The organism is Mameliella sp. AT18, from assembly GCF_028807275.1.
Taxonomy (GTDB): domain Bacteria; phylum Pseudomonadota; class Alphaproteobacteria; order Rhodobacterales; family Rhodobacteraceae; genus Antarctobacter; species Antarctobacter albus.
This window is the reverse complement of the sequence record NZ_JARAMO010000049.1, coordinates 1-12163: the sequence shown is the minus strand read 5'-3', so window position 1 is coordinate 12163 and position 12163 is coordinate 1. Positions and strand designations below refer to the sequence as shown.

The window sequence follows — 12163 nt, the reverse complement described above, 5'->3', positions numbered from 1 at the left end:
CCGTCCTCTCCTCTCAGCCGCGCAGGGTATCGAATGCGGCGCGGAGCGTGTCGGGAATGGGCGTCGGGCGGCCAGCCTCACCGGTCAGGACCTGGGTGAAGAACCCTTCGGCACTGGCCGTTTCCTCGTCGTTGCGAAACAGGCCGACCTCGAAGCGGACCGATGATGTGCCGAGGTGCCCGATGCGCAGCCCGGCATGGATCAGGTCAGGAAAGCCGGTTTCGGAGTGGTAGCGGCAGCCGGTTTCCACTGTCAGCAGGCGGAGCGCCTCAGGTCCGCGGATGTTGATGCCGTTGTCCATCTGCCAGAGGCTGATGCCGGTGTCGAAGAAGGAGAGGTAGGTGGCGTTGTTCATGTGCCCGTATTCGTCGTTGTCCATCCAGCGGGTGGGCAGAGTGCGAAAGGCGCGGTAGTCGGCGCGGGTGCCGGGCGGTGTGCGTGTCATTGTGACCTCAGGATGCGGAAGGCGGTGGACGCGCCCCAGCCCGCGGCGATGGCGATGAAGAGCGACATCAGGCCATAGACGAAGGGCTGTTGCCGGGAGAGGACGTAGAGCCAGCGTTCGAGGCCGACCTTGCGCACCTCGATTTCTGTTTCGTAGGTGTTGATGACCCTGCCGCCACGGGTCAGGAAGATGCGCGTGGGATAGCTGCCCTCGGTCAGGTTGGCGGGCATCGAGATGGCGGTGTCAAAAAGCGTCTGTTCCCGGACCGTTACCGTGTTTTCCAGCAGCTGGTAGGTGCCTTCGCGGGTGCGGATGCGGATCACCGCTTCGGTAAAGCTCTGTGCGTCGGGAACGTCCATCGGGGCACCGACGGAGCGGATGGCGCGGGGGATCGAGACCTTATGGCGGAGGTCTTCGGTTTCCGAGATCACCTGCGCCCAGGGGGCCGAGGTGGCGATGGCGTAAAAGCTGGGGGCGGCATCGACCTCGACCGCGTGGGCATTGACCCAGATGCCAAAGCGGCGGGCCTGGCGCCAGACCGTGACGGGCTGCTGCGGACCGGCCACGGAGACGATGACTTGCAGCGGCTCGGCCTCGATCGGGGTTTCGCGCTTGATCGCGCCGAAGATCAGGATGTCGGAACCGTCGAAATCGGTGGAAATCTGGACGATTTCCTTGCTGAGGCCCAGCACGACCTGTTCCGCCTTTGCGGGCAGGGCGAACGCCAGCAGGATCAGCAGCAGCAGGCGCATCAGTGGCTCCCTGCCGCGGAAAGGACGTAGAGTTCGGACGGGGTCAGCAGCAGGTCGAGCGCGAGCTTGCCGCAGACCAGCAGCACCAGTCCGGCCAGGAGGATGCGCAGCTGTTCGGCCTTCAGCCGCATTCCGATGGCGGTCCCAGCCTGCGCGCCGAGCACGCCGCCGACCAGCAGGACCACCGCCAGCACCACGTCCACCGTGTAGTTGGTGGTGGCATGCATCATCGTGGTAAAGCCGGTGACGAAGATGATCTGGAAAAGCGACGTGCCGATGACGACCTTGGTCGGCATGTTGAGCAGGTAGATCATGGCGGGCACCATGATGAACCCGCCGCCCACGCCCATGATCGCCGCCAGTACCCCGACCGCGAGACCCACCAGCAACGGCGGAATCACCGAGATATAAAGCCCCGAGGTGCGGAAGCGCATCTTGAAGGGCAGGGCGTGCACCCAGTTGTGCTTCTTGCGTTTCGGTGGGGTGCCGCGTCGCGACTTGCGCAGCGCATTGAGGCTTTCGATGAACATCAGGGCGCCGATGATGCCCAGGAAGACGACGTAACAGAGGTTGATCAGCAGATCGACCTGGCCCAGCGATTTCAGGTAGTTGAACAGCACGACCCCCAGCGCAGCCCCTATCAGCCCGCCTATGAGCAGCACCGTCCCCATGCGCAGATCGACGGTCCTTCGTTTCAGATGGGCCATCAGACCGGAAACCGAAGAAGCGACGATCTGGTTGGCGCCGGTGGCCACGGCCACGGCGGGGGGCACTCCGATAAAGAACAGCAGCGGCGTCATTAGAAAGCCGCCGCCGACGCCGAACATGCCCGACAGGACGCCCACCAGCCCGCCAAGGCCGAGAAGGACGAAGACGTTGACCGAAACCTCGGCAATGGGGAGGTAGACCTGCATGAGCAAAGTTAGTCCCATGTCGTGGGATTATGCAAGCGCAGCACGGGGGCCGCGCCGGGGGGCTGGCGGGGCCTATCTCTCCTTGACGTAGGGCTCTCCGCCGGCGCGCGGGGGAATGGCCTTGCCGACGAACCCCGCAAGGATCACGACGGTCAGGATGTAGGGCAGGGCGTCCATGACCTGTACCGGCACGGTAAAGGCGCCCAGGTCGATGTTCTGGAAGCGCAGCGCCACCGCCTGCAGGAAGCCGAAGAGCAGGCAGGCGCCAAGCGCGTACCAGGGGCGCCATTTCGAGAAGATCAGCGCGGCCAGCGCGATATAGCCGCGCCCTGCCGTCATCTCCTTGCCGAAGAAAGGCTGCAGCCCGGTGGCCATGTAGGCGCCCGCGATGCCGCAGAGAATTCCGCAGATCGCGACGGCGGCGAAGCGCAGCCCTACGACGGAGACACCGGCGGTGTCCACCGCCTCGGGCGCCTCGCCCACGGCCCGCAGGCGCAGGCCAAAGCGGGTGCGGAACAGCACCCACCATGTGGCGGGCACCAGCGCGAAGGCCAGGTAGACAAGCGGTGCGTGCCCGGACAGGAGGTCGGAATAGATCGGACCCAGGACGGGCACGTCGCGCAAACTGTCGGCAAAGGGCAGGTGCCATTCCGACAGACGCGCGCCATCGGTCAGGGTGGGCGTCTTGCCGCCCTGCCGGAACCAGTTTTGTGAGATCAGCACCGTCAGGCCGGAGGCGAGGAAATTCAGCGCCACACCGGAGATCAGCTGGTTGCCGCGGAAGGTGATCGAGGCCAGTCCGTGAATGGCCGAGAGCGTCAACGAGGCGGCGATGCCCGCCAGCAGCCCGATCCAGACGTTCCCCGAACTGTAGGCCACCGCCGCCGAGAAGAAGGCGGCGATCAGCATCTTGCCCTCAAGCCCGATGTCGAAGATGCCCGCGCGTTCCGAGAACAGCCCGGCCAGACAGGCCAGCAGCAGTGGGGTCGACAGGCGGATGGTCGATTCAAGGACCGGGATGAGCGTGGCAAGATCCATGTGCGGTGTCAGCCTCTTGGTTCGAGGAAGTGCGGATGAGCGGGGCGCCTGGTCATGGTCGTGCCAGCGCCAGACGTAGGGCGGCGAAACAGAAGAACGCCCCGAGCGCCCCGTCGATGGCACGCCGGGCGCGCAGGTAGAGCGCGACCATCGGGCGGGTCGAGAAGGTCAGCGCGTAGAACGCATGGATCAGGGCCGAGTTCAGGGCGGCGCCAAGCACGAAGAGCGCCGCGACAGGCCAGGGGGCGGTGCCATCGAGCGCCAGCGTGACGATGGACAGGTAGGCGAGAATGGCTTTGGGATTGCTCACCTGTAGCAATAGGCCCCGCCGGTAGAGCCCGGCGGGGCTGCCGCTGAGCATGGTCACGGGCGGGGCTGCGCCCGGGGTGGTGGCAGAGCGCAGGGACTTGTACCCGAGCCAGGCCAGGTAGCCCGCGCCCAGGATCTTGATCAGGGTCACGGCATGGGCCCATGTCAGGATCAATGCGCCAAGGCCCGCGATGGCGCCCGAGGCCATGAGGATCGAGCCGGTCACGATCCCCGCGCTCATGGCAAGTGCCTGCCGTCGGCCAGTGCCCATCGCGGTGCCGATCACCGCAAGCACGTTGGCCCCCGGAGAGGCCAATGCCAGCGCGTGCACGCCCCAGGCGAGCAACAGGGAGGGCAGGTAGTCGGCCAGCATCAGGCCTTGCCCTTGCGAAGGGCCAGGAACAGTTTTTCCAGAGGCATCCGCACCATGTTGTCCAGCGCTCCGGTAAAGAGGATCACCAGCGCCTGGATCACGGTAATCAGCTGCTGCGGGATGCCGGTCCAGAAGGCCAGCTCAAGCCCGCCCTGGTAGAGAAAGCCAAACAGCAGTGCCGCCATGAAGATGCCGAAGGGGTGCGAACGCCCCATGAGCGCCACGGCGATGCCGATGAAACCCGCGCCTTCGGAGGCGTTCAGAACCAGCCGTTCGGCCTCTCCCATCGTGGCGTTCAGTGCCATCATGCCCGCAAGCCCGCCCGAGATGAGCATGGCAATGACGGTGATGCGGACCGGCGAGATGCCTGCGTAGCGTGCCGCGCTTTCGGAATGGCCGAAGGCGCGGATCTGATAGCCCAGCCGCGTACGCCAGATCAGCAGCCAGACGGCGAAACAGGCCAGAACGGCCAGGAAGAAGGAGACGTTGACCGGAGCCGAGCGGAACAGGACCGTGTCGGCGGTCGAAAACATCTCTTGGAAGGTGGGCAGGTGGGTCGGTTCGGGGAACGGGCCAGAGGCCGGTTCCATCGCGCCGCGCGGGCGCAGCATGTTCACGAGGACATAGTTCAGCACCGCCGCGGCGATGAAGTTGAACATGATCGTGGTGATGACGATATGGCTGCCGCGCTTGGCCTGAAGGTAGGCCGGGATCAGCGCCCAGGCGGCGCCAAAGACACCTGCCGCCGCCGTCGCCCCCACCAACGCCAGCGTCCAGTGGGGCCAGGGCACGTAAAGACAGACCAGGGCAACACCCAGCCCGCCCAGCAGCACTTGGCCTTCACCGCCGATGTTGAACATCCGCGCGTGAAAGGCCACCGCGACCGCGAGGCCGGTGAATATGAAATTCGTCGTGTAATACAGCGTGTTGCCGATCCCGCGCGAGGAGGTCAGGCTTTCTTTGACCATGATCGAGAAGGCCTCGACCGGATTGTGCCCGATGGCCAGGATCACCAGCGCCGAGATCAGCGCCGCCAGCAGGATGGAAATCAGGGGCACGAGCACCGCGTCGGCCCAGGCGGGCATCTTATCCATTCTGCGGCTCCTCCGGAAAAAACGGTTTCACGCGACGTTCAGCTGTGGCCATGTCTTTTGGCCTCCCGCTCTTTCTGCGCGTCAAGCTGTTCGTCCACAACGTGGATCAGCGGCTTGTCCTTGTCGGGCATCTGGGTCACGCCGGCCATGAGCAGGCCCAGCTCGGTCTGGTTGGTCTCTGAAGGCAGGCGTTCGCCCATGATCTGCCCGTCGAACATCACCGCGACCCGGTCCGAGAGCGATAGGATCTCGTCCAGTTCGACCGAGACGAGCAGGATTGCCTTGCCCTGGTCGCGCAGGGCGACGATCTGCTGGTGAATGAACTCGATGGCGCCGATATCGACACCGCGGGTGGGCTGGCCTACCAGTAGGATGTCGGGGTTGCGCTCGATTTCGCGCGCCAGGACGATCTTTTGCTGGTTGCCGCCGGAGAAATTACGGGCGGCGAGGTTGGCGTTGGGCGGGCGCACGTCGAACCGTTCGATCTTGCCCTCGGCGTCACGCTTGATGGCGGCATTGTCCATCAGGATCGCATTCTTCTGGTATTTCGGATCGTGGTGATAGCCGAAAGCGACGTTTTCCCAGGCGGTATAGGGCATGATCAGCCCTTCGTGCTGCCGGTCCTCGGGGACATGGCTGATCCCCCGCGCCCGGCGCGACTGGCCGTCCGAATAGCGTCCGGTGAGATCGATCTCTTCGCCGTTGACGCGCACGGTGCCGGTGGCGGTCTTCATCCCGCCCAGCACCTGCAGCAGTTCGGACTGGCCGTTGCCCGACACACCCGCGATGCCCAGGATCTCGCCGGCCTGCACCTTGAGCGAAATGCCCTTGAGCCGTTCGACCCCCGCGCTGTCCGTATGGCGCAGGTTTTCGACCTCCAGCACCGATTTGCCGGGCTTGGCGGGGGTCTTGTCGACCCGCAGCAGGACCTTGCGGCCCACCATCAGCTCTGCCAGTTCCTCGGGTGAGGTTTCGGCGGTCTTGACGGTGGCGGTCATCTCGCCGCGTCGCATGACGCTGACGGTATCGGTGATCTCCATGATTTCGCGCAGCTTGTGCGTGATCAGGATGATCGTCTTGCCTTCGCGCTTCAGTCCTTCGAGGATGCGGAACAGGTGGTCGGCCTCTGCCGGAGTCAGCACCCCGGTGGGTTCGTCAAGGATCAGGATTTCCGCTTCGCGGTACAGCGCCTTGAGGATTTCCACCCGTTGCTGGTGGCCGACCGAAAGATCCTCGATCATCGCGTCGGGATCGACGTTCAGCTCGTATTCCTTGGCGAGGTGCTGCAAGACCCCGCGCGCCTTGGCCAGCGAGGGTTTCAGCAATCCGCCATCCTCGGCGCCCAGGATGACATTCTCCAGGACGGTGAAATTCTGTACCAGCTTGAAATGCTGGAAAACCATGCCGATGCCAGCGGCGATGGCGGCCTGGCTGTCGGGGATCTGGGTCTGTCTGCCGTTGATGAAAATCTCGCCCGAGTCGGCCTTGTAGAACCCGTAGAGGATCGACATCAGCGTCGACTTGCCCGCGCCGTTTTCGCCGATGATGCCGTGGATCGTGCCGGGCATCACGCGGATCGAGATGTCCTTGTTGGCCTGCACGGGGCCGAAGGACTTGGAAATGCCCTTGAGCTCGATGGCGGGGGTGTCGGTCATGTCTGGGCGGCTTTCGCGGACGTAAGGGAGAGGGGCCGCGCTGGCTTGCGGCCCCTCGGGTCAATCATCCGGGCGGCGTGCCCGGGCGATTTCGATCAGAAGTCGAGAGCCGGGCAGCTGTCGTCCTCGGAGTAGTCGTGGACGGTGACTTCGCCCGCGATGATCTGCTCACGCGCTGCATCGACGGCGGCCTTCATCTCTTCCGACACGAGGTCGGCGTTGTTGTCGTCCAGTGCATAGCCGACACCGTTGCTGTCCAGGCCCAGGGCGATCACGCCGGTTTGCAGGTCGGCACCTGCGGTCATCGCGTCGTAGACGGCCACGTCGACGCGTTTCAGCATCGAGGTCAGGACCGAGCCGGGGTGCAGGTAGTTCTGGTTGCTGTCGACGCCGATCGACAGGATGCCTTCGTCTGCGGCGGTCTGCAGCACGCCCAGACCGGTGCCACCGGCGGCGGCATAGATCACGTCCGCGCCCTGGCTGATCTGCGCCTTGGCCAGTTCGGCGCCCTTGACCGGGTCGTTCCATGCGGCGGGGGTGGTGCCGGTCATGTTGGCGATCACGGTCGCGTCGGGGTTCACCGCCAGCACACCCTGCGCATAGCCGCAGGCAAACTTGCGGATCAGCGGGATGTCCATGCCGCCGACAAAGCCGACGGTGTCGGATTCGGAGGCCATCGCCGCCATCATGCCGACCAGGTAGCTGCCCTGGTGTTCTGCGAAGAGGATCGACAGGACGTTCGGGTGCGCCTCGGGGTCGACGTAGCCGTCGATGGTCACGAACTTGGTGTCCGGGTAGTCGGGTGCCACGGCAGCGATCTGCGAGGCGTAGGAAAAGCCGGTGGTCACGACAGGGTTGAAGCCAGCTTCGGCAAAGCGGCGCAGGGCCTGCTCACGCTGGGCTTCGGCCTGGATCTCGATGTCACGATAGCTGCCGCCGGTTTCCTCGGCCCAGCGTTCCGCACCGTTGTAGGCCGCCTCGTTGAAGGATTTGTCGAACTTGCCGCCGAGGTCGTAGATCAGCGCCGGATCGGCCAGCGCGGCGCCGGCGCTCAGCGCCAGTGCTGCGACGGTGCCGAGGGTCTTGGCAAAGAATGTCATGTGAGGCTCCCTGGTGTGACGGAGGCAATGGCCACCCGTTCCGTTTGTGATGGGCCAATCAAAGCCGCAGGGGGCGGGAGGGGTCAACCGGTTTTTGCCGCGCCGCCACAGTGGCGCGGGTGACGTCAGGGCAGTGCGCGCGACATGACCACGGCGTCATCCGGCGGGCCGTCCGGGCGCGGGTAATACCCTCGGCGCAGACCAGTTTTACCGTATCCGTGGCGGGTATAGAAGGCACGCGCCGGGGTGTTGGCGGCGGCTACCTCCAGGAATACCCGGCGGGCACCCCGTTCCAGCGCCTGGGCGTGAAAGGCGTCCAGCGCGCGGCTGGCGGCGCCTTGGCGCTGGTGATCCGGGTCTGCAGCAAGCGCGAGGATTTCCGCCTCGTCCACGATCACGGTGCCAAGGACAAAGGCATGTTCCGTGGCGGCCAGGAGGGTGTGCGGACGGGCGAGCGTTTCGGCGAATTGCGCCGTTGTCCAGGGCTTCATGTGCCGGTAGGCGCGCTTGGCCAGATACGCCAGTGCCTCGGGCGTCATTCCAGGATCACCGGGGGCGCATCGCGCGACGGCGCGGCATCGGCGGGTTTGAGATAGAGCGGCGCGGGGCGCGGCGGGCCGTCCCGCCAGCGCAAGGCGGCAATGCGGGCGATCGCCTCGGCGGGTGCATGGCGGGCGGGCAGGGCCGTTGTGCCCAGCCGTTCGGCCACCTGGGCGGAGGCGGGTCCCACGCAGGTCAGCCCAGGGTCCGCCCATGTGCCGGGCATCTCGGACATGGCGATCAACTGCGCGGGGATCGACGGCGCCATGCCCTGAGACTGGACATAGGCCTGGTCGCGCGGGGCGCTCAGACAGGCGAGCACGGGGCCGGGGGTGTCCAACGCAGTAGCCTCCAGCAGGCTCACGCCGACCGCCGGGATGTTCAGCGACAGGGCCAATCCGCGCGCCGCGGCCACCGACAGGCGGACGCCGGTGAAGTTTCCGGGGCCGATGCCGACGCCGATGGCGGTCAGGTCCTGCCATGTCGCGCCGCCCTGGGCCAGGACCTCTTCGAGCATGGGCATCAGGCGCTCGGCCTGGCCGCGCGCCATGTCCTCATGGGCGGCGGCGACGATGCCGTTGCTGTCCAGCAGTGCCGCGCCGACATGGGCGGAAGACGTGTCGAAACCGAGAATCATGGGAAGGGTTATTGCCGCGTGGCGCGGGGGTTGCAAACCCGCCCTGACGCGGGCCGGAAATGCAAACACCGCGCCGATGGGCGCGGTGGGCAAATGTCACGATCCGGTGTCAGCAGATCAAACGGCGACGGGGCGCACCTCTGTCACCTCGGGGATGTAGTGGCGTAGCAGGTTCTCGATACCCATCTTCAGCGTCAGCGTGGACGAGGGGCAGCCGGCGCAGGCCCCCTGCATGTGCAGGTAGACGACGCCGCGATCGAACCCGTGGAAGGTGATGTCGCCACCATCCTGCGCAACGGCCGGACGCACGCGGCTGTCCAGCAGCTCCTTGATCTGGCCCACGACCTCGGCATCGGCACCGTCGTGGTCGGCGTGACCGCCGGCCTGCGTGGCGCCATCGGCCATGACCGGCTGGCCGGACTGGAAATGCTCCATGATCGCGCCGAGGATCGCCGGCTTCAGGTGGTCCCAGTCGGTTGCATCGGTCTTGGTCACGGTCACGAAATCATTGCCGAAGAACACGCCCGACACACCTTCGACGGCAAACAGCCGTTGTGCCAGCGGCGAGGCGCTTGCGGCCTCGGCCGAGGGGAAGTCGGCAGTGCCCATGTCCAGCACGGTATGACCGGGCAGGAACTTGAGCGTGGCGGGGTTCGGCGTCGATTCGGTCTGAATGAACATCTGGGATCACCCTTTTCTGGTTGACCCCTATATGCGCCTCCATGCGCCGATCGTCAAGGATTGGAACCATTCTAAAGTGGGCTTGGCCCGGAATCAGGTGATGGCTTCCAGCCGTTCCTTCGACAGGTCTCCCGGCACGATCGTGACGGGAACCGGCAAGGCGCCGGAGTTTCGGGTCATGTGGCTGACCAGCGGGCCGGGGCCCTTCTTGTCCGCGGCCGCGCCCAGCACCAGCAGGCCGATTTCAGGATCGTCGTGGACCTGCGCGATGATTTCCGTCGTCGGGTCGCCTTCGCGGATCACCAGTTCGGGGTCGACGCCCTGCTTGTCGCGCATCCACTTGGCGAAGACCTCGAAATGCGCGTGGATACGTTCACGGGCCTCTTCGCGCATGATGTCGCCAACGCCGATCCAGTGATTGAACTCGTCCGGGGGGATGACGGACAGGATCGCGACACCGCCTCCCGACTTGGCGGCGCGCATGGCCGCGAAACGCATCGCGTTCAGGCACTCGCGGCTGTCATCTAGGACGACGAGGAATTTGCGCATGAGGACTCTCCTGGAGGCGGATCGTGGCAGAGGGGTGGGCCTCTGTCCAGCGCCGTCAGTGCAGGGGATCGGCCGACAGCAGGTCCGGCGCGAGCGTGTCGATCCGGTCGAACCCGGCCTTTTCTAGGTGAAAGACGGCGATCTGCGGAAAGTTGTCGAGCGCAAAAAGCCCGCTGTCGCCGGGCATCCGGTCCGTCAGGGCCGTCAGGATCATGCGCAGGATGTCCCTGTCGATTTGGCCTGTCCCGATCCTGGGCGCAAGGTTCAGATCGGTTTCCGCAAAGCGCAGGTGCAGATCGTCCGAGACGGTGACCTCGCAAGGCACCTCTGCCACGCGCGACAGTTCGGCGACGGCTTCGGCGTAATCCTGCAGGCTGTCAAAGCCATCGGTCTGCAGCAGGCAGGCGCGGGGGCAGAAAGGAGGGTGCGGTGGGCGGTCGACCGGGATCGAATAGGTCAGCAAGAGCAGCCGCCAGGGGTCGCCGCGATAGGTTTCCTCGGGGCCGAAGTCGATAATGTCGGCACGGGTCACACCTGGGGACAGATGCAGCCCCGCGCGGGCCAGCTCGGCGATCTGTTCGTCCAGAGACGGCCCCTCGGGCGGAGGGGCTGCTGGCAGGCGTTGCGGCGAGGGGCGGTTGGCGCGGTGGATCGCAGCAATGGCAGCCGCGAACAGCCCTAGCACGACAAGGATGACGACGAGTTTCAGACCCATCTGCGCAGGCCTGCCCGATCAGGCGCTGAGCGCCCAGTCCCAGTAAAGCTCGCGCACACGCCGCGTGACCGGGCCGATCTGGTAGGACTTGTCCTCAAACCCGGTCACGGGTGTCACCTTGTTCATGTTGCCGGACATGAAGACCTCGTCCGCCTGTTCGAAGTCCTCGAAGGTCAGCACAGCTTCCTGCACCTCGATCCCGTCGGCGCGCAGGTTGGCCATGTGGCGGGCGCGGGTGATCCCGGACAGGAAGGTGCCGTTGGGAATCGGCGTCAGCACCACGCCGTCACGCACCATGAAGATGTTGGCCGTGGCGGTTTCGGCCACGTTGCCCATGACATCCGTCACCAGCGCGTTGGCAAAGCCTCGCCCGCGGACCTCTGCCAGCATCCGGGCGTTGTTGGGGTAAAGGCAGCCGGCCTTGGCATTGACGACAGAGCTTTCCATCACCGGGCGGCGAAACCGCGTGCGTCCCAGCGTGGCGGTCGCGCTGTCCGGGGCCATTGGGATTTCCTCGAGGCAAAGCGCGAAGCCGGTCTCATCCTGTTGCGGGACGATCGCGGTGACGTCGCCGTGGATGCCCCAGTACATGGGGCGGATATAGACGGCTGTGCCCGGTTCGTAGGCTTTCAAACCTTCCTCGACGATGGCCACCATGTCCTCTGTCGTGACGGTGGGGCGCAGCATCATGGCCTCTGCCGATCGGTTGACCCGCGCACAATGGGCGTCGAGGTCGGGCGTGACGCCCTGCGCATAGCGCGCGCCATCGAAGACGGACGACCCCAGCCAGGCGCCGTGATCCGCGGCGCGCATCACCATCGCGTCGCCCTCGTGCCAGGTGCCATTGAAATAGGTGCGGATATTCGTGCCGGTTGCCATGTCAGTCTCCTTCGAGTTGGCGAGAAGCTAGGCGCGGCGGCGGAGAAGGTCCAGAGGGGGCGGGCCGCGTTCCGTGACGGCGCCGGGCGTCCGCGCCGGTTGAAGTCGTCGAAAAACCAGGGGGTTACGGTTCGTATGCCGCGTGCGCACGTGAAACCCGCATGGCAGGGGGATAGTGCAGATGGTCACTATGGCGGCGTATGGATGCTGAAAACGGCATATCTTGGCGTTTTCAGGAGCGCCGGCAGGCCAGTTCCGTTGCCCGGGTGCCGGCGGATCACGCCGCGTCGCCCATCGGAAACCCGGGAGGCGTAAAAATGCCTTCGAAGGTCGGGATTGATAGGCGCGGGTCTTCGGTGTCATGCTTTAACATGGCCCAAACGACGGGAGACGCGCATGTCCGAGACGATCCGATTCACGCTCGACGGCCAGGAGGTCGAGGCGGAAAAAGGCATGACGATCTGGGAAGTGGCCAATGGCCG

The 12163-nt window shown here is 65.4% G+C and carries 15 protein-coding genes; 1 reads left to right on the top strand and 14 read right to left on the bottom strand.

Annotated features, from left to right (window positions below; translation table 11 throughout):
- Positions 1-13: 13 nt before the first annotated feature.
- The 14 genes from PVW46_RS06620 to PVW46_RS06555 all read right to left on the bottom strand — a co-directional run bounded on the left by PVW46_RS06620 (position 14) and on the right by PVW46_RS06555 (position 11681).
- Positions 14-445: an acyl-CoA thioesterase gene (locus PVW46_RS06620; protein WP_043136029.1), complete on the bottom strand. Its 432-nt coding sequence runs from the start codon at positions 443-445 to the stop codon at positions 14-16.
- Complete coding sequence (locus tag PVW46_RS06615; RefSeq protein WP_069209363.1) at positions 442-1200, bottom strand: TIGR02186 family protein; 759 nt, start codon at positions 1198-1200, stop codon at positions 442-444. Before PVW46_RS06615 ends, PVW46_RS06620 begins: the two co-directional genes overlap by 4 nt.
- Positions 1197-2111 (bottom strand): sulfite exporter TauE/SafE family protein, encoded by a 915-nt coding sequence (locus PVW46_RS06610; protein WP_043136032.1) that lies wholly within the window; start codon positions 2109-2111, stop codon positions 1197-1199. Before PVW46_RS06610 ends, PVW46_RS06615 begins: the two co-directional genes overlap by 4 nt.
- Positions 2112-2183: 72 nt before the next feature.
- Complete coding sequence (locus PVW46_RS06605; protein ID WP_043136033.1) at positions 2184-3149, bottom strand: ABC transporter permease; 966 nt, start codon at positions 3147-3149, stop codon at positions 2184-2186.
- A gap of 52 nt (positions 3150-3201) precedes the next feature.
- Positions 3202-3831, bottom strand: a complete 630-nt coding sequence (locus tag PVW46_RS06600) for a LysE family translocator (RefSeq protein WP_069209284.1) — start codon at positions 3829-3831, stop codon at positions 3202-3204.
- Positions 3831-4925, bottom strand: a complete 1095-nt coding sequence (locus PVW46_RS06595) for an ABC transporter permease (protein ID WP_069209283.1) — start codon at positions 4923-4925, stop codon at positions 3831-3833. Before PVW46_RS06595 ends, PVW46_RS06600 begins: the two co-directional genes overlap by 1 nt.
- Positions 4926-4963: 38 nt before the next feature.
- On the bottom strand, positions 4964-6580 hold the full coding sequence (locus PVW46_RS06590; protein WP_043136039.1) for an ABC transporter ATP-binding protein: 1617 nt from the start codon (positions 6578-6580) through the stop codon (positions 4964-4966).
- Positions 6581-6675: 95 nt separating this feature from the next.
- The gene (locus PVW46_RS06585) at positions 6676-7680 is read right to left on the bottom strand and encodes a BMP family lipoprotein (RefSeq protein ID WP_069209282.1); all 1005 of its coding nucleotides are present in this window, start codon (positions 7678-7680) and stop codon (positions 6676-6678) included.
- A 125-nt stretch (positions 7681-7805) separates the two neighbouring features.
- A complete protein-coding gene (rimI, locus tag PVW46_RS06580; protein ID WP_069209281.1) occupies positions 7806-8219 on the bottom strand; it encodes a ribosomal protein S18-alanine N-acetyltransferase in 414 nt (137 codons plus the stop codon).
- Positions 8216-8857, bottom strand: coding sequence for a tRNA (adenosine(37)-N6)-threonylcarbamoyltransferase complex dimerization subunit type 1 TsaB (gene tsaB / locus PVW46_RS06575; RefSeq protein WP_069209280.1), 642 nt, complete (start codon positions 8855-8857; stop codon positions 8216-8218). Before tsaB ends, rimI begins: the two co-directional genes overlap by 4 nt.
- 117 nt (positions 8858-8974) lie before the next feature.
- Complete coding sequence (locus tag PVW46_RS06570) at positions 8975-9538, bottom strand: NifU family protein (RefSeq protein WP_043136048.1); 564 nt, start codon at positions 9536-9538, stop codon at positions 8975-8977.
- Between the two features lie 93 nt (positions 9539-9631).
- Positions 9632-10087 carry a universal stress protein gene (locus tag PVW46_RS06565; protein ID WP_069209279.1) on the bottom strand — a complete coding sequence of 152 codons (456 nt, stop codon included), beginning with the start codon at positions 10085-10087 and terminating at the stop codon, positions 9632-9634.
- A 55-nt stretch (positions 10088-10142) separates the two neighbouring features.
- Positions 10143-10802 (bottom strand): hypothetical protein, encoded by a 660-nt coding sequence (locus PVW46_RS06560; RefSeq protein ID WP_069209278.1) that lies wholly within the window; start codon positions 10800-10802, stop codon positions 10143-10145.
- 18 nt (positions 10803-10820) lie between these two features.
- Positions 10821-11681: a branched-chain amino acid aminotransferase gene (locus PVW46_RS06555; RefSeq protein ID WP_043136055.1), complete on the bottom strand. Its 861-nt coding sequence runs from the start codon at positions 11679-11681 to the stop codon at positions 10821-10823.
- 396 nt (positions 11682-12077) lie between these two features.
- On the opposite strand from PVW46_RS06555, the gene PVW46_RS28715 reads away from it, so the two are divergent.
- Positions 12078-12163 (top strand): 2Fe-2S iron-sulfur cluster-binding protein (locus PVW46_RS28715; RefSeq protein ID WP_443137032.1); only part of this gene is annotated, 86 nt, incomplete at its 3' end.